Source organism: Achromobacter xylosoxidans, assembly GCF_014490035.1.
In the GTDB taxonomy this organism is placed as follows: Bacteria; Pseudomonadota; Gammaproteobacteria; order Burkholderiales; family Burkholderiaceae_B; genus Achromobacter; species Achromobacter bronchisepticus_A.
In genome coordinates this window covers 4,937,089-4,953,874 of sequence record NZ_CP061008.1, presented here as the reverse complement: position 1 = coordinate 4,953,874, position 16,786 = coordinate 4,937,089, and the positions used below count along the sequence as shown (strand labels likewise).

General features: G+C 65.9%; 17 protein-coding genes. 14 read left to right on the top strand and 3 right to left on the bottom strand.

Going from position 1 to position 16,786, the window contains the following annotated elements:
* Window positions 1-10: 10 nt before the first annotated feature.
* The 12 genes from hisC (at window position 11) to cysM (ending at window position 11,647) form a co-directional block, all read left to right on the top strand.
* Entirely contained in the window at window positions 11-1,132 is a 1,122-nt protein-coding gene (gene hisC / locus IAG39_RS23015; protein WP_059375308.1) for a histidinol-phosphate transaminase, read from the top strand.
* On the top strand, window positions 1,129-2,031 hold the full coding sequence (locus tag IAG39_RS23010) for a prephenate dehydrogenase (RefSeq protein ID WP_118933411.1): 903 nt from the start codon (window positions 1,129-1,131) through the stop codon (window positions 2,029-2,031). The genes hisC and IAG39_RS23010 overlap by 4 nt, the downstream gene beginning before the upstream one ends.
* A gap of 5 nt (window positions 2,032-2,036) precedes the next feature.
* Complete coding sequence (aroA, locus tag IAG39_RS23005; protein ID WP_118933410.1) at window positions 2,037-3,359, top strand: 3-phosphoshikimate 1-carboxyvinyltransferase; 1,323 nt, start codon at window positions 2,037-2,039, stop codon at window positions 3,357-3,359.
* Between the two features lie 13 nt (window positions 3,360-3,372).
* A complete protein-coding gene (gene cmk / locus IAG39_RS23000; RefSeq protein WP_054450894.1) occupies window positions 3,373-4,062 on the top strand; it encodes a (d)CMP kinase in 690 nt (229 codons plus the stop codon).
* 197 nt (window positions 4,063-4,259) lie between these two features.
* Complete coding sequence (rpsA, locus tag IAG39_RS22995) at window positions 4,260-5,972, top strand: 30S ribosomal protein S1 (protein ID WP_026382780.1); 1,713 nt, start codon at window positions 4,260-4,262, stop codon at window positions 5,970-5,972.
* 3 nt (window positions 5,973-5,975) lie between these two features.
* Window positions 5,976-6,335: an integration host factor subunit beta gene (locus tag IAG39_RS22990; protein WP_013392394.1), complete on the top strand. Its 360-nt coding sequence runs from the start codon at window positions 5,976-5,978 to the stop codon at window positions 6,333-6,335.
* A 139-nt stretch (window positions 6,336-6,474) separates the two neighbouring features.
* Complete coding sequence (locus tag IAG39_RS22985; RefSeq protein WP_013392395.1) at window positions 6,475-6,789, top strand: lipopolysaccharide assembly LapA domain-containing protein; 315 nt, start codon at window positions 6,475-6,477, stop codon at window positions 6,787-6,789.
* Window positions 6,790-6,847: 58 nt separating this feature from the next.
* Complete coding sequence (gene lapB / locus IAG39_RS22980) at window positions 6,848-8,062, top strand: lipopolysaccharide assembly protein LapB (RefSeq protein WP_059379332.1); 1,215 nt, start codon at window positions 6,848-6,850, stop codon at window positions 8,060-8,062.
* On the top strand, window positions 8,059-9,000 hold the full coding sequence (gene rfaE1, locus IAG39_RS22975) for a D-glycero-beta-D-manno-heptose-7-phosphate kinase (RefSeq protein ID WP_118933409.1): 942 nt from the start codon (window positions 8,059-8,061) through the stop codon (window positions 8,998-9,000). The genes lapB and rfaE1 overlap by 4 nt, the downstream gene beginning before the upstream one ends.
* Window positions 8,997-9,986, top strand: a complete 990-nt coding sequence (gene rfaD, locus IAG39_RS22970) for an ADP-glyceromanno-heptose 6-epimerase (RefSeq protein ID WP_118933408.1) — start codon at window positions 8,997-8,999, stop codon at window positions 9,984-9,986. Before rfaE1 ends, rfaD begins: the two co-directional genes overlap by 4 nt.
* 173 nt (window positions 9,987-10,159) lie before the next feature.
* Window positions 10,160-10,654, top strand: coding sequence for a ComEA family DNA-binding protein (locus IAG39_RS22965; protein WP_059379330.1), 495 nt, complete (start codon window positions 10,160-10,162; stop codon window positions 10,652-10,654).
* Between the two features lie 84 nt (window positions 10,655-10,738).
* Window positions 10,739-11,647, top strand: a complete 909-nt coding sequence (cysM, locus tag IAG39_RS22960) for a cysteine synthase CysM (protein ID WP_059379329.1) — start codon at window positions 10,739-10,741, stop codon at window positions 11,645-11,647.
* A gap of 109 nt (window positions 11,648-11,756) precedes the next feature.
* On the opposite strand, the gene IAG39_RS22955 is transcribed toward cysM, so the two are convergent.
* Window positions 11,757-12,737 carry a Bug family tripartite tricarboxylate transporter substrate binding protein gene (locus IAG39_RS22955; protein WP_118933407.1) on the bottom strand — a complete coding sequence of 327 codons (981 nt, stop codon included), beginning with the start codon at window positions 12,735-12,737 and terminating at the stop codon, window positions 11,757-11,759.
* Entirely contained in the window at window positions 12,734-13,510 is a 777-nt protein-coding gene (locus IAG39_RS22950; RefSeq protein WP_059379327.1) for an IclR family transcriptional regulator, read from the bottom strand. The genes IAG39_RS22955 and IAG39_RS22950 overlap by 4 nt, the downstream gene beginning before the upstream one ends.
* A gap of 67 nt (window positions 13,511-13,577) precedes the next feature.
* Between IAG39_RS22950 and IAG39_RS22945 the strand changes: the two genes are divergently transcribed.
* A complete protein-coding gene (locus IAG39_RS22945; protein ID WP_118933406.1) occupies window positions 13,578-14,627 on the top strand; it encodes a cyclase family protein in 1,050 nt (349 codons plus the stop codon).
* A gap of 38 nt (window positions 14,628-14,665) precedes the next feature.
* On the opposite strand, the gene mltB is transcribed toward IAG39_RS22945, so the two are convergent.
* Complete coding sequence (mltB, locus tag IAG39_RS22940) at window positions 14,666-15,820, bottom strand: lytic murein transglycosylase B (RefSeq protein ID WP_059379325.1); 1,155 nt, start codon at window positions 15,818-15,820, stop codon at window positions 14,666-14,668.
* 10 nt (window positions 15,821-15,830) lie between these two features.
* Here mltB and IAG39_RS22935 point away from each other — a divergent pair, with 10 nt between their 5' ends.
* Window positions 15,831-16,754 carry a histone deacetylase family protein gene (locus tag IAG39_RS22935; protein ID WP_187524001.1) on the top strand — a complete coding sequence of 308 codons (924 nt, stop codon included), beginning with the start codon at window positions 15,831-15,833 and terminating at the stop codon, window positions 16,752-16,754.
* Window positions 16,755-16,786 lie beyond the last annotated feature (32 nt).

The window sequence follows — 16,786 nt, the reverse complement described above, 5'->3', positions numbered from 1 at the left end:
CCCTTCCGACATGACCACCGCATCCAAGCCCCTCGTTGCTCCGGCGCACGTCAGCGCCATCGCGCCTTACCAGGCGGGCAAGCCCATCGAAGAACTGGCCCGCGAATTCGGGCTGGACCCGGCCGGCATCGTCAAGCTGGCGTCCAATGAAAACCCGCTGGGCATGCCCAAGTCGGCGCGCGAGGCGATGCTGGCCGCGGCCGAGTCGCTGGCGCGCTATCCCGATCCCAACGGCTTCGACCTGAAGTCGGCGCTGGCTGAACGCTATGGCGTGCCGATGAGCTGGGTCACGCTGGGCAACGGCTCCAATGACATCCTGGAAATCGCGGCGCTGGCGCTGCTGGAGCCGGGCGTGTCGGCGGTCTATGCGCAGCATTCGTTCGCGGTCTACCGCCTGGCCACCCAGGCGCGCGGCGCGCGCCACATCGTGGTGCCGGCCAAGGACTATGGCCATGACCTGGACGCGATGTTCGATGCCATCGCCGACGACACGCGGCTGCTGTTCATCGCCAACCCGAACAACCCCACCGGCACCTTCGTGCCGGGCGACCAGATCGCGGCCTTCCTGGAGCGCGTCCACGCCGCCCACGGCGATCGCGTCACGGTGGTGCTGGACGAGGCCTACAACGAGTACCTCGATCCCGAGTTCCGCTTCGACAGCACCGCGCTGGTGCGCCGCTATCCCAACCTGATCGTGTCGCGCACCTTCTCCAAGGCCTACGGCCTGGCGGGGCTGCGCGTGGGCTTCGCGGTGGCGCAGCCCGCCCTGACGGATCTGCTGAATCGCGTGCGCCAGCCCTTCAACGTCAATACGCTGGCGCAGGCCGCGGCCATCGCCGCGCTGCGCGACACGGCCTACCTGGAAGAGGCCTATGCCTCCAACAAGGCGGGCAAGGCGCAGCTCTGCGCCGCGTTCGAGCGCCTGAAGCTGCGCTACGTGCCCAGCTACGGCAACTTCGTGCTGGTGCATGTGGGCGACGCCCCGCGCATCAACCTGGAACTGCTCAAGCGCGGCGTGATCGTGCGCCCGGTCGCCGGCGACGGCTTGCCGGAGTGGCTGCGGGTGTCCATCGGACTGCCGCAGGAAAACGAGCGGTTCATCGAAGCCCTGACCGCCATCCTGTCCGCATGAACGACGCGTCACCGAAATCCGATCAGGGGGCCGCTGGCCCCCTGATTCCTGTATTGGCCGTCGTAGGAGTGGGCCTGATCGGCGGATCCTTCGCCGCGGCCTTGCGCCAGGCGGGGCAGGTGGGCCGGGTGCTGGGAGTAGGGCGCAACGCGCAATCGCTGGCCCGCGCCATTGAATTGGGCTTGATCGACGAGGCTGCTTCGGCCGAGGAAGCCGCGGCGCGCGCCGATTTGATCCTGCTGGCGACGCCAGTGGGCGGGTTGGGCGACGTGCTGTCGCGCATGCGTGCGCATCTGCGCTCCGATACCGTGCTGACGGATGGGGGCAGTACCAAGGCCGAAGTGGTCGAGGCCGCGCGGGTCGCGCTGGGCGATCGCGTCGCGCAATTCGTGCCTGGCCATCCCATCGCCGGCGCCGAACGCAGCGGACCCGAGGCGGCCGATGCCGGCCTGTACCGTAAGCGCACCGTGATCCTGACGCCCTTGGCCGAGAACGGCGAGTCGTCCCTGGAGCTGGTGCGCCGCGCGTGGCAGGCTTGCGGAGCCGATGTGATCGACATGGACGCCGACGCCCATGACCGGGTGCTGGCCTCGGTCAGCCATCTGCCGCATCTGCTGTCGGCGGTATACATGGAACAGGTGGCCGACGCCGCCGACGCCGCCACGCGCCTGGCGCTGGCAGGCAGCGGCTTTCGCGACTTCACGCGTATCGCCGCGGGTTCGCCCGAAATGTGGCGCGATATTTTTCTGTCCAACCGCGATGCGATGCTGGCCGAACTGGCCGACGTGCGCGCGGTGCTGGACCGTGCCGAACGCGCCATTGCCGACGGCGATGGCGCGGCTTTGCTGACGCTGCTGGACACGGCGGCCCGCGCCCGCCGCAACTGGCGCAAGGAGTAGCTGACATGGGCGCTTTGCCTTATCTCGATCTGCCGCGCGTGCGGCAAGCGCGGGGCGTGATTGCCCTGCCGGGTTCCAAGAGCATTTCCAATCGCGTGCTGCTGCTGTCCGCCATCGCCGAGGGCAGCACGGTCATCACCGGTTTGCTGGATTCCGACGACACCCGCGTCATGCTGGGCGCCTTGCGCCAGCTGGGCGTGCAGGTGTCGGAACTGGAAGCGGGCAGCGTCACGGTGCAGGGCTTGCGCCGCTTTCCGGTGGAAAGCGCCGACCTGTTCATGGGCAACGCCGGCACCGCGATCCGGCCGCTGACCGCGGCGCTGGCGCTGATGGGCGGCGACTACCGTCTGTCGGGCGTGCCGCGCATGCATGAGCGTCCCATCGGCGATCTGGTCGATGCGCTCAAGGGTTTGGGCGCCAGCATCGACTACCTGGGCCAGCCTGGCTATCCGCCGCTGCACATCGGCCGCGGCGACATCGCGGCGGATGCTGTCACGCGGGTGCAGGGTTCTGTGTCCAGCCAGTTCCTCACCGCCTTGCTGATGGCCGCGCCGCTGCAAGCCGGCCGCAGCGGCAAGCCGGTCACGATCGAAGTGCTGGGCGAGCTCATCTCCAAGCCCTACATCGAGATCACGCTGAACCTGATGGCGCGCTTCGGCGTGCAGGTGCGGCGCGACGGCTGGAGCCGTTTCGTCATCGACGGCGGGGCCGCCTATCGCAGCCCCGGGCGGATCGCGGTCGAAGGCGACGCCTCGACGGCTTCCTATTTCCTGGCGCTGGGCGCGATCGGCGGCGGGCCGCTGCGCGTGACCGGCGTGGGCGCGGACAGCATCCAGGGCGATGTCGCCTTTGCCGACACGCTGGCCGAGATGGGCGCCACTGTGACCTACGGCCCCGACTGGATCGAGGTGTCGGGCGCGCGCGTCGCCCAGGGCGAACGCCTGAAGGCCTTCGACACCGATTTCAACCTGATCCCGGATGCCGCCATGACCGCGGCGGCCCTGGCGCTGTATGCCGACGGCCCGTGCCGCCTGCGCAACATCGGCAGCTGGCGCGTCAAGGAAACCGACCGCATCCACGCCATGCAGACCGAGCTGGAAAAGCTAGGTGCGCGGGTGGAATCGGGGCCGGATTGGCTGCGCGTGACGCCGCCGGCGCAGGACGCCTGGCGCGACGCGCACATCGGCACCTGGGACGACCACCGCATGGCGATGTGCTTCTCGCTGGCGGCTTTCGGGCCGGCGGCCGTCCGTATCCTCGACCCGGGCTGCGTCAGCAAGACCTTCCCGGGTTACTTTGATGTTTACGCGGGCCTGGTAGCGGCCTAGCGAAGAATCGCCCATGACTTCGATTTCCCCTGCAACTTCTTCCACTGTCCCCGTCATTACCATCGACGGCCCCACCGCGTCCGGCAAGGGCACGGTGGCCCACCGCGTCGCCAAGGCCCTGGGTTGGGCCGTGCTCGACAGCGGCGCGCTCTATCGCCTGACCGCGCTGGCGGCGCTCAATCGCGGCTTGTCGCCCGAGGACGAACCCGCCGTCGCGCGCGTGGCTGAAACCCTGGACGTGCGTTTCGAGGGGCCTCATGTCTACCTCGAAGGCGTGGACGTCGGCCACGACATCCGCCGCGAGGAAGTCGGCAATTTCGCCTCGCGCGTGGCCGCCTTCCCGGGCGTGCGCCAGGCGTTGCTCGAGCGCCAGCGCGCCTTCCGGCTGGCTCCGGGCCTGGTTGCGGACGGGCGCGACATGGGTACGGTGGTGTTTCCCGATGCGCCCCTGAAGGTGTTCCTGGTCGCCGATGTGGTCGCGCGGGCGCAGAGGCGCTGTAAGCAGTTGATCGAAAAGGGAATTTCTGCTAATCTTGATGACCTCCTACGGGATATGCGCGAGCGGGACGCCCGCGATATGGGGCGGACTACCGCTCCCTTGGCTCCCGCAGCGGATGCACACGTACTGGATTCGTCTGATTTGACGATTGCGGAAACGGTGCAGGCAATACTGGATTTCTGGAAGAACGCCGCCGCGGATTGAAGTACCGGTCCCGGACTTTCCCCTCGAATCCTCCGCAGTTTTCTGTTTTTTTTATCGGCCCTGTTCAAGCCAGGCGCAGCCCCCACGGGACACCCCGCAAGGGTAAACCGGCAAGCAGGCATTTTGACTCCACTGTGGCGGGCAATCCGCTGCGGTGTGTTTTTAACGGCCATTTCGGCCCAATGGATTTCAACCCCATGTCTTCCGTTTCCACTACCGCCACCGGCGGCGAAAGCTTCGCCGACCTTTTCGCACAAAGCCTCAAGAGCCAGGACATGAAGTCCGGCGAGGTCATCAGCGCCGAAGTCGTGCGCGTCGACCACAACTTCGTCGTCGTCAACGCCGGCCTGAAGTCCGAAGCGCTGATCCCCCTGGAAGAGTTCCTGAACGACCAGGGCGAGCTCGAAGTGCAACCTGGCGATTTCGTCTCGGTGGCCATCGATTCCCTGGAAAACGGCTACGGCGACACCATCCTGTCGCGTGACCGCGCCAAGCGCCTGTCGGCCTGGCTGCAACTGGAAAAGGCCCTGGAAAACGGCGAACTGGTTACCGGCACCATCACCGGCAAGGTGAAGGGCGGCCTGACCGTCATGACCAACGGCATCCGCGCGTTCCTGCCGGGTTCGCTGGTGGACCTGCGTCCGGTCAAGGACACCACCCCGTACGAAGGCAAGACCCTCGAATTCAAGGTCATCAAGCTCGACCGCAAGCGCAACAACGTCGTTCTGTCGCGTCGCCAGGTGCTGGAAGCCAGCATGGGCGAAGAGCGCCAGAAGCTGCTCGAAACCCTGCACGAAGGTGCTGTGGTCAAGGGCGTGGTCAAGAACATCACCGACTACGGCGCGTTCGTGGACCTGGGCGGCATCGACGGCCTGCTGCACATCACCGACATGGCCTGGCGCCGTGTGCGTCACCCCTCCGAAGTCCTGCAAGTGGGTCAGGAAGTCGAAGCCAAGGTGCTCAAGTTCGACCAGGAAAAGAGCCGCGTCTCCCTGGGCGTCAAGCAGCTGGGCGAAGATCCGTGGGTGGGCCTGGCTCGCCGCTACCCGCAAGGCACCCGCCTGTTCGGCAAGGTCACCAACCTGACCGACTACGGCGCGTTCGTTGAAGTCGAAGCCGGCATCGAAGGCCTGGTGCACGTCTCCGAAATGGACTGGACCAACAAGAACGTCGATCCGCGCAAGGTCGTGACCCTGGGCGAAGAAGTCGAAGTCATGGTCCTGGAAATCGACGAAGACCGTCGTCGCATTTCGCTGGGCATGAAGCAGTGCCGCCAGAACCCGTGGGAAGAGTTCGCCACCAACTTCAAGCGTGGTGACAAGGTCCGCGGCGCCATCAAGTCGATCACCGACTTCGGCGTGTTCGTCGGCCTGCCCGGCGGCATCGATGGCCTGGTTCACCTGTCCGACCTGTCGTGGACGGAAACCGGCGAAGAAGCCGTGCGCAACTTCAAGAAGGGCGACGAGATCGAAGCCGTGGTTCTGGGCATCGATACCGACAAGGAACGCATCTCGCTGGGCATCAAGCAGCTGGAAGGCGACCCCTTCAACAACTTCGTTGCCACCTTCGACAAGGGCGCCGTTGTTCCGGGCACCATCAAGTCGGTCGAAGCCAAGGGCGCTGTTGTCACGCTGTCCGTGGACGTTGAAGGCTACCTGCGCGCTTCCGAGATCTCCTCGGGCCGCGTTGAAGACGCCACCACCGTTCTGACCGCCGGCGAGAACATCGAAGCCATGATCGTCAACATCGACCGCAAGACGCGTTCGATCCAGCTGTCGATCAAGGCCCGCGACAACGCCGAAACCGCCGAAACGATCCAGCGCATGTCCGACGCCAGCGCTTCGTCCGGCACCACCAACCTCGGCGCGCTGCTGAAGGCCAAGCTGGACCAACAGCGCAACGACGGTTAATTCGTGACCAAGTCGGAGCTGATCGCCGCCTTGGCGGCCCGCTATCCTCAGCTGGCCGCCCGCGACACCGATTACGCGGTCAAGACCGTGCTCGACGCAATGACCCAGGCCCTGGCCTCGGGTCAGCGCATCGAGATCCGCGGTTTTGGCAGCTTCTCGTTGTCGCAGCGGTCTCCCCGCATCGGTCGCAATCCGAAATCCGGCGAACAGGTGCTGGTGCCTGGCAAACAGGTGCCGCACTTCAAGGCGGGCAAGGAATTGCGCGAGCGGGTGGACTTGGCCGGCGGCAATGACGAGGACGCTCAATCCTCTGGATCGAGTGAACCGATGCCGTCGATGGTGAGTCTGCACGCCATGCATTGACGGCACGGCAGTAAGGCCGCCTTCGGGCGGATCGGACCGAGAACCTAGCCCCTTGAGCAATCAAGGGGCTTTGTTTTTTGGCGCCAGGAGGGATCCGTCGCTTACAATTGATAGTCTTGAATTCTTTGGAGCATGCGCCATGCGCTACCTAGTCTGGGCCCTGCGATTGCTCGTGTTTGTTGCAGTTCTGATGTTTGCGTTGAAAAACACGGATCCGGTCGCCGTGAAGTTCTACGCCGATTACGTGGTGCAGGACGTGCCCCTCATCGTCGTGATGCTGGTCGTGTTCGTCTTGGGCGCCTTGTTCGGCCTGTTGCTGACCGTGCCCGCCGCCATGCGCCGCCGCCGCGAAGCCATGCGCCTGCGCCGCGAGCTGGACCGTGTCCAGGCCGCCGTGGCCGGCACCACGCCCGCCGTGCCGCCGGAGGCCGTGGCCCCGATGTCGCCGCTGTGATGCCGTTGCGCCAGCACTGAATCCCTTTCCGCACTGAATTACCGCAAGAGCCCGCATAGTGGATTTTGAACCTTGGTGGTTGATTTTCGTGCCGGTATTGTTCGCGCTGGGCTGGCTGGCCGCGCGCTTCGATATCCGGCAAATGCTGCGGGAAACCCGCAGCCTGCCCGATTCCTATTTCCGCGGGCTGAACTTCCTGCTCAATGAAGAGCCCGACCGCGCCATCGACGCCTTCGTCGAAGTGGCCAAGCTGGACCCGGAAACCACCGAGCTGCACTTCGCGCTGGGCAGCCTGTTCCGCCGCCGGGGCGAAATGGAGCGCGCCATCCGCGTGCACCAAAGCCTCCTGAACCGTTCCGACCTGCCCGCCGCCGAACGCGAGCATGCGCAGCACGAGCTGGCGCAGGATTTTCTCAAGGCCGGCATGCTGGATCGCGCCGAAAACGGCTTCGAGCAGCTCAAGGACACCCGCTACGCCTTGCCCGCGCTGCGTTCTTTGATCCGGATCTACGAATCGGAACACGACTGGCCGCGCGCCATCGAAGCCGTGAAGACGCTGCAGGGCCTGGTCGACGAGCCGGTGCCGCAGCTCGTGCACTATTACTGCGAACAGGCGCAGACCGCGCTGTCGGCCAAGCCTGCCGATATCGACGCGGCCCACAAGGCGCTGGATGCCGCCGACCATGCCTTGTCGACCATCGATCCGGCGTCGAGCAAGGGCGCCATGGTGCGCACCGCGATGCTGCGCGCCCGTCTGGCCCTGATCGAACAGGACCCGAAGCGCGAACGCCTGTACCTGGAGTCGATCATGACCGACGCTCCCGAGTACGCCGGCCTGGTCGCCGAGCAGGTGCTGGCGAATTACCGTGCGGCCAATCAGGAAGCGGCCGGGCTCGACGTGCTGCAGAAGCAGTATGCGCGCCACGCGTCGCTGGACCTGTTCAACGTGCTGTTCCGCGAGCTGCGCGCCCAGCAGGGCGCAGCGACGTCATGGGCATTTGCCCGCAACGCGCTGCGCAGCCATCCGTCGCTGCTGGGGCTGGACCGACTGCTGGAGGCCGAGCTGGCCAATCCGGAAAGCGGCGCCGAGCAGGCGCCGGTGCCGGGCGCCGACCTGACGCTGTTGCGCAGCCTGATACACAAGCATACGCAGCGGCTGGACCGCTACGCCTGCCGCAGTTGCGGATTTCAGGCGCGTCGCTTTTACTGGCAATGTCCCGGCTGCAATGCCTGGGAAACCTACGCGCCGCGCCGCTTGGAAGAACTTGAATGAATGCATTTCCCGCCGAAGCCATTTCGCATAGCCGCGTCCTAGTGGTGGGCGATGTGATGCTGGACCGGTACTGGTTCGGCGAAGTCGAACGCATTTCGCCGGAAGCGCCAGTGCCCGTGGTGCGCGTGGCGCGCCGCGAAGACCGTCTGGGCGGCGCGGCGAACGTCGCGCGCAACGTGGCGGCCCTGGGCGGCCACGTGACCTTGGTCGGCGTGCTGGGCGAAGACGAGGCCGGCGACAGCGTGCGGCGTTTGTCCGCCGAAGCCGGCATACAGGCCGAGCTGGTCGCCGATCCGTCCCTGCACACGACCTTGAAGATGCGCGTGCTGGGCCGCCAGCAGCAGCTCCTGCGCGTGGACTTCGAACAGCATCCGGCACAGCCCGCGCTGGATAACGTCGATGCCGCATTCGCGCGCCACCTGGCCAACCACGACATCGTCGTGTTGTCCGACTATGCCAAGGGCGTGCTGGCGCGGGTTGAATCGCTGATCGCCCTGGCCCGCAACGCCGGCGTGCCGGTGCTGGTGGACCCGAAGGGCCACGATTACACCCGTTACCGCGGGGCGACGCTCGTCACCCCCAACCGCTCGGAAATGCAGGAGGCCGTGGGCCGCTGGAGTTCCGAGGCCGAACTTACCGATCGCGCGCAGCGCCTGCGCGCCGACCTGGATCTGGAAGCCTTGCTCGTGACGCGTTCCGAGCAGGGCATGACTTTGTTTACCGACGCGGGACGCGACCACATCGACGCGCAGGCGCACGAAGTCTTCGATGTGTCCGGCGCGGGCGATACCGTGCTGGCGACGCTGGCGGTGTCGCGCGCCATCGATCTGCCGTGGGTCGACGCGATGGGCTGGGCCAACAAGGCCGGCGGCATCGCCGTGGGCAAGCTCGGCACGTCCATCGTCACCGCTGCGGAATTGGCAGGAGAACTCTCATGATCGTCGTTACCGGAGCCGCGGGCTTCATAGGCAGCAACCTGGTGCGCGGGCTCAACCGCCGCGGCATCAAGGACATCATCGCGGTCGATGACCTGACCGAAGGCGACAAGTTCGTCAACCTGGTCGATTGCCAGATCGCGGACTACATGGACAAGGACGACTTCCGCCGCCGCGTCCTCGACGGCAGCCTGCACGAAGTGCGCGCCGTGCTGCACCAGGGCGCGTGCTCGGACACGACCGAGCGCAACGGCCGCTACATGCTCGACAACAACTACCGCGTCACGCTGGAGCTGTTCGAGTTCTGCCAGGAGCGCCGCATTCCGTTCCTGTACGCCTCGTCGGCGGCGGTCTACGGCGGTTCCTCGATCTACGTGGAAGACCCTGCCAATGAAGGCCCGCTCAACGTCTACGGCTATTCCAAGCTGCTGTTCGATCAGGTCCTGCGCCAGCGCATGGACAGCCTGACCGCACAGGTCGTGGGCCTGCGCTACTTCAACGTCTACGGTCCGCACGAACAGCACAAGGGCCGCATGGCCTCGGTGGCGTTCCACAACATGAACCAGTTCCTGGAGCATGGGCATGTGCGCCTGTTCGCGGGCTGGGACGGCTACGTGGATGGCGGCCAGAGCCGCGACTTCATTTCCGTCGAAGACGTGGTCGCGGTCAACCTGCATTTCCTGGATCACCCCGAGCAATCCGGAATCTTCAACTGCGGCACCGGCCGCGCGCAGCCCTTCAACGATGTGGCGGCCGGCGTGGTCAATGCGCTGCGCGCGGAGCGCGGCGAAGCCGAGCTGACGCTGGCGCAACTGGTGGAGCTGGATCTGATCCGCTATATCCCGTTCCCGGACGACCTGAAAGGGCGCTATCAGAGCTACACGCAGGCCGACGTCACGCGCCTGCGCGCGGCAGGGTTCCAGGCGCCGATGCGCGATGTGCGGACCGGCGTTACCGAGTACGTGCGTTATTGGCGCGCCCGCAAGTAAGTCTGCACAGGCGCCGTGCATAGAAGAAAGCCACCGTCCGCGGTGGCTTTTTTTCGTCTGGCGGTTTGCCGGGGCGGATGTTTCCATTCACAGGGCCTCCGTGACAGAGCGCGCGGCCCGCATGATCTGAGCGTGCGTGACAGCCGTTGCGCCAGACTCCAGGGAGATCACCCATGAATCCATTCCTTCAATCCGCCGCCGCCCACCCGGCGCCCTTTGCCAGATGGCGCAGGGCGCGCGCCGCCCTTGCTTCCGGCGCCCGGCCGCGGCCTTTGCGGCAGGCCTTGGGCGCGCTGCTGGTAACGGCGGGCCTGGGCCTGGCCGCGCCGCTGGCGCACGCGGTGGACCTCAATCAGGCCAATGCCCAGCAGCTCGAAGGTGTCCGGGGCATCGGCCCGCGCATGGCGGAAATAATCATCAAGGAACGCGAGCGGGGCGGCAAGTTCGAATCCTTGAACGACCTGGCTGAACGGGTGCGCGGCATCGGCCCGAAGAAGGCGCAGGCCCTGCAAGAGGCAGGCCTGCAGGTGGGAGGGGCGGGCCCTCAGGCCGGGCAGGGCGAGACGGCGGCCAAGCCGGCGCAGGGTAAGCCGGTTGCGGGCAAGGCCGAAGCCAAATCCGAAGCGAAACCGGCGGCGTCCCAGCCCGCCGCCCGCGCCCGGCCCTGAGCGCGTAGCGGCCTGCGCCGTTAGCCCTGGCGGGAGCGCGGCTTTTGGCGGCGCGCGCCGCCAGGCGGGGTTATCATCGTCCGCATGACTACTACCTATCCCACTATCGAGCAAACCGTCGGCAACACGCCGCTGGTGCGCCTGCAGCGCATTCCCGGGGCCGCGGGCGCCGCCCGGGGCAATGTCATCCTGGCCAAGCTGGAGGGCAACAACCCTGCCGGCTCCGTGAAGGACCGTCCGGCCCTGTCGATGATCGCTCGCGCGGAAGAGCGCGGCGACATCAAGCCGGGCGACACCCTCATCGAGGCGACCAGCGGCAATACCGGCATTGCGCTGGCCATGGCCGCCGCCATGCGCGGCTACCGCATGATCCTGATCATGCCGGACAATCTTTCGGTGGAGCGCCGCGCGGCCATGACGGCCTATGGCGCCGAGCTGATCCTGACGCCGGCGGACAAGGGCGGCATGGAATATGCCCGCGACCTGGCATCCGCCATGCAGGCGGACGGCCGCGGGCTGGTGCTGGACCAGTTCGCCAACCCCGACAATCCCCGCGCCCACATCGAAACCACCGGGCCGGAAATCTGGAACCAGACTGAAGGCCGCGTCACCCACTTCGTGAGCGCCATGGGCACCACCGGCACCATCATGGGCGTGTCGACCTACCTGAAATCGCGCAATCCCGCGGTGCAGGTGGTGGGCGCGCAGCCCGCCGAAGGATCGTCGATCCCGGGCATCCGCAAGTGGCCCGAAGCCTATCTGCCCAAGATCTTCGATCGCAGCCGGGTGGACGCCTACGAATCCATCGAACAGGCCGAGGCCGAACAGATGGCGCGCCGGCTGGCAGCGGAAGAGGGCATCTTCGGTGGAATTTCCTCGGCGGGCGCGCTGATCGCCGCCCTGCGCGTGGCCGAACGCGTCAACGACGCCACCATCGTGTTCATCGTATGCGACCGCGGCGACCGCTACCTGTCCACGGGCGTCTTCAACTGAACGCCTGATCTGATCGCCTTCGGGCAGAATAAAACCGCCATGCCGGGTTTGCCGGACATGGCGGTTTTTCATTGGACGGGCGCGCCGGGCGCCCTCGTTTCTTGCGCGCTTATTCGGGCTGGATGCCGGCGTCCTGCATCACCTTGATCCAACGCTCGCTTTCCGCGAGGTTGAAGGCTTCGGCTTCCTGGTAGCTCATGGTGCTGGGCAGGGTGCCTTGCGACTTCAGCGCTTCAACCACCTTGGGCGATTGCGAGGCTTCGATCATGACCTTGTTCAGCTTGGCGATGATGGGCTGCGGCGTATCTTTCGGGGCCCACATGCCGTACCAGGTGACGATGTCGAAACCGGGCAGGACGCTTTCCGCGATGGTCGGCACGTCGGGCAGTTCGGCCAGGCGGGTCTTGGTCGTCACGGCGATCGGGCGGATCTTGCCGCTCTGGATCAGCGGCAAGGCCGGCGCCAGCGGCGCGTACATCAGGTCCACATGGCCGCCCGCGACGTCGGTCAGGGCCGGGCTGCTGCCGCGGTAGCCGACGTGGGTGATCTTGGCCTTGGTGGAGGTATTGATCAGCTCGCCCGCCAGGTGCGGCAAGGTGGCGACGCCGGGGGAGGCGAAGGTCAGCGAGCCGGGCTGGGCCTGGCCCTGCTTGATCAGTTCGCCGAAGGTCTTGAACTTGGAGTTGGGCGGGACGACGGCCACCATCGGCACCGTGCCCAGCACGCCCACCATCTTGAAGTCCTTGATCGGGTCAAAGCTCAGATTCTTGAATTGAGCCGGATAGATGCCCTGCACCGACGGGTTCATCAGCAAGGTGTAGCCGTCGGCCGGCGCCTTGGCGACCTGGGCCGTGCCGATGGTGCCGCTGGCCCCGGCGCGGGTTTCGATCACCAGCGGCTGACCCAGGATCTCGCCCATCTGGACCGCGATCAGGCGGCCGACCACGTCCGTCGGTCCTCCTGCCGCCCAAGGCATGATTACGCGGATGGGCTTGTCCGGATAGTCCGCCTGAGCATAGGCGGTCGCTGCCGGCAAGGCCGCCGTGGCGATGGCCGAGCAGGCCGCGGCGAGGAAGGTGCGTTTGTTCATCTACTGTCTACTCCTACAAAGGTGAGATTGGCCGAGGGCAGCGCTGCTTGCAGCATCGCCTTGACCTCGGCCAGCTGTTTCCCCGTGGTGGCTTCGTTCTTCAGCATCCGGCTCAGCGGGCCGGCCACCACGATGGCAAAGGGTTGTTCGTATGCCCGGAATCCGAGCGAAATGGACATCACGTCTTCCACGTTCTCGCCCACCGAGCGCTGCCAGCCGCGCGCCACGCCTGCTTCCAGGTCGCGGTCGAAGGCCTCCTGGCTGGTGAGCGTGCTGTCCGTATAGGCGGCAAAACCGCTGTAGGCCTTGAACCATTTCTGCCGTTCTTCCTGCGACAGCACCGATAGCAGCGCCTTGCCGGAGCTGGTGGCGTGCACCGCCTTGAAGCCGCCCGGCTGGTGCGAGAAGCGGATGGTCTGCTTGGACTCGGCAACGATCAGGTACACGACCTTGTCGTCGGCCAGCTTGGCTAGCAAGGCCGTCTCGCCCGTCAGGTCCCGCACCCGGGCCAGCACCGGCTCGATCACCGCGTTCAGCGGGTCGCTATGGCAGATCAGGGTGGCCACGTGGATCAGTTTCTGGGTCGGGTAATAGCCGTGCTTCTTGCCGATTTCATAGAGATAGCCGCGCGCCACCATGGTCTTCAGCAGCCCATGACAGCTCGACAGCGGTATCCCCATCTGGGCAGCGATCTCGCTGTACAGCAGGGGCTTCTGCGCCTCGGCGAAGAGGTTCAGCACATCCAGCACTCGGCCAGCGGTTTTCACATCCATGATGTTAGTATCCTATACGTGATAAATTTATGTCAAACAGCATTCAATCGACCAGGAGTTGCAACGCATGAGATGGAAGAACCGTCCTGAGGGATCGAACTGGGGAGATTTCGGGCCTGACGACCAGCGAGGCTGCCTGAATTACATCACCCCCGCGAACGTGCTGAGCGGCATGCGGGAAGTCCGCGAAGGACTGAGCTTTTGCCTGTCGCTGCCGCTGGATTACCCGGGCGGCAACGGCGTGAACGTGCGGCGTCATCCGCCCAAGCTGCGGCCTACCGAGAGGGACGGCGACCAGTATCTGAATTTTCCGCTGGGGCGCCTGCGCCCCGGCTGCGTCGACGTGCTCAGCGATGACATCGTCGAAATGAGCTTGCAGTATTCGACGCAATGGGATTCGCTGGCTCACGTGGGCGCACTGTTCGACGCCAACGGCGACGGCCTGCCCGAGCGCGTCTACTACAACGGCTACCGGCCCAATGAGCACGTGGTGGGGCCGGTGGACTACGACGTGGACAATGGCTACGCCAAGACCGACCTGGGTCAGGGGCCGGCCTCCAACGCCAAGAAGCTGGACATCACCCAACTGGCCGAATCCTGCCTTCAGACTCGGGGCGTGATGGTTGACCTGGCGCGCCATTACGGCCGGGAGCAGAAGTCGGTCGGCTACGACGATCTGATGCGCATCCTGGAAGCAGACCGGATCGAGATCGAGCAGGGCGATATCGTGCTGTTCCATACGGAATTCGGCGACGCCCTGCTGGAAAAGAACCGCGAGCCGGATCCCCATACGTTGCACGAGATCTGCGCCGGCCTGGACGGCAGCGACGAGAAGCTGCTGCAGTGGATCACCGACTCGAAGGTGGCGGCCATGGCTTCGGACAACCACGCGCTGGAAATCTATCCCACGCAGAAGCCCAATGCCTGCTGCGCGGCGTTGCCCTTGCACCACCACTGCATCTTCAAGCTGGGCCTGCCGATAGGCGAGATGTGGTACCTGGGGGCGCTTGCGCGCTGGCTCACGGCCAACGGCCGCAGCCGCTTCCTGCTGACGGCGCCGCCGCTGAACCTGCCTGGCGCCGTGGGTTCGCCCGTGACGCCCGTCGCGACGGTGTAAAGCAGACCGCGGCGCTTGGCGCCGCGGTCCCAGGGCCGTCAGCGGCCCACGCGCGCTTCGATCTCGCTTGCCAGATCCGCCACGGAGGTCGCGTAGAAGTAGCTGCGGTTGTACTTGGTGAGCGCGAAGAAGTTGGGCGTGCCGACGCGGTATTGCGCCGTGCCCCGGGCTTCCTCGACCAGGTCGACCACGCCCAGCGGCTGGCTGCCCCAGCCCGCGGCCGATGCGCCAGGCTGCAGGCGGGCGCCGGCCGCGGTGAGCGTGCCCCAGCTTTGCTTGGGTTCCAGTCCGCCGTCGACCAGGGGCGCGGGATCTGCGGGCAGCACCACCGGAGCGAACACCGGCAGGCCGCGCTGCCAGCCGTGCTGCGACAGGAAGCTGCCCACGGACATGATGGCGTCACGGGTGTTGTTGCTCAGGTCGATGTGGCCGTTGTCGTCGCCGTCCACCGCGTAATGCATGACGCTGGTGGGCATGAACTGGGGCATGCCGATGGCGCCCGCGTACGAGCCGCGGGTTTCCAGGTCCAGCTTGTCTTTCATGACCAGGGTCAGGAAGTCGGCGAGTTGGCCGCGGAACATGGTGGCGCGCTCGGGTTTGGCGGGGTCCGGATAGTCGAAGGCCAGCGTGGTCAGCGCATCCAGCACGCGGAAATTGCCCATATTACGGCCGTACAGCGTTTCCACGCCGATGATGGACGCGATCACCGGCGCCGGCACGCCGAAGCGCTGCGCCGCCTGATTGAGCAGGTCGCGGTTCTCGTTGTAGAACTCCACGCCCCAGCCGATGCGCTTGGGTTCGACAAAGCGCGAGCGGTAGGTCAGCCAGCTGCGCCAGATCTTTTTGCCCGGGGGCGACGGCGCGATCAGGCGCGCGACGGTGGCGTTGTAGCGCGACCCGGCCAGCGCGGCGACCATGGGGTCCAGCGGCAGCTGGCGCTCGGTGGCCAGGTTTTCCACGAAAGTGCGGACTTCAGGCCGCAACGTGCCATTGGCGGCCAGCGCGGCGGGAGCGTCGTCCGCCAGTTCGGATCCAGGTGTCGGCGCACTGGGTCCGATGCGGATGGGGGCCGGGGTTGATTCGGCAGCCGGCTGGCCGGCGACGGTGTTGGGTGCAGAGGGGGCGGTGGTGGAGCAGCCCGCCAGCAGGGCGGAGAGCGTTCCGAGTTGCAGTAATCGCCGACAGATGAACATAATCTTCCTTATGGAGACCATGTATCTTACCCACCCGGCATGCCGCCTGCATGAAATGGGCAGTTGGCATCCCGAAAGCCCCCAGAGGCTGGACGCCATTTCAGACCAGTTGCTGGCCAGCGGCTTGATGCCTTACCTGGACGACCGCCAGGCGCCGCAGGCATCCCGCCATGACATATTGCGGGTGCACACTGTCCAGTATCTGAACAGTTTGCGCGAACATACACCGGAGCAAGGGTATTTCCCTATCGATCCGGATACGCTGATGAACCCCCACACCTACGAAGCCGCGCTTTACGCGGCTGGGGCAGGGGTGGCCGCGGTGGACGCGGTGATGGGCGGAGAGGCCCGCACGGCCTTCTGCGCGGTGAGGCCCCCAGGGCATCACGCCTGCCGTTCCCAGGCCATGGGATTCTGCTTTCTGAACAACGTCGCTATTGCGGCGCAGCATGCGCTGGACTTCCACGGCCTGTCGCGGGTCGCCATCGTCGATTTCGACGTGCACCACGGCAACGGCACCGAAGACATCTTCGCCGGCAACGACCGCGTGCTGATGTGCAGCTTCTTCCAGCACCCGTTCTTTCCCAATAGCGGCGCCGAGAATCCCGCTTCGAACATGCTGAACGTGCCCGTGGCCGCGTATACCGGCGGGGCCGCGGTCAGGGCCATCGTCACCGATACCTGGCTGCCGGCGCTGGAAGCGCACCGGCCCGAGCTGATCCTGGTATCGGCCGGTTTCGACGCGCACCGCGAGGACGACATGGGCCAGATGGGCCTGGTCGAGGCCGATTACGCCTGGATAACAGAACAGCTCGTGGAGGTGGCCGAGCGCCACTGCCAGGGGCGCATCGTCAGCACGCTGGAAGGCGGTTACAACTTGTCCGCCCTGGGCCGCAGCGTGGTCGCCCATATACGAGCGCTGGCGAAGCTGTAGAATCGAGAAAAAATTGTGCAATGCGATCCCGG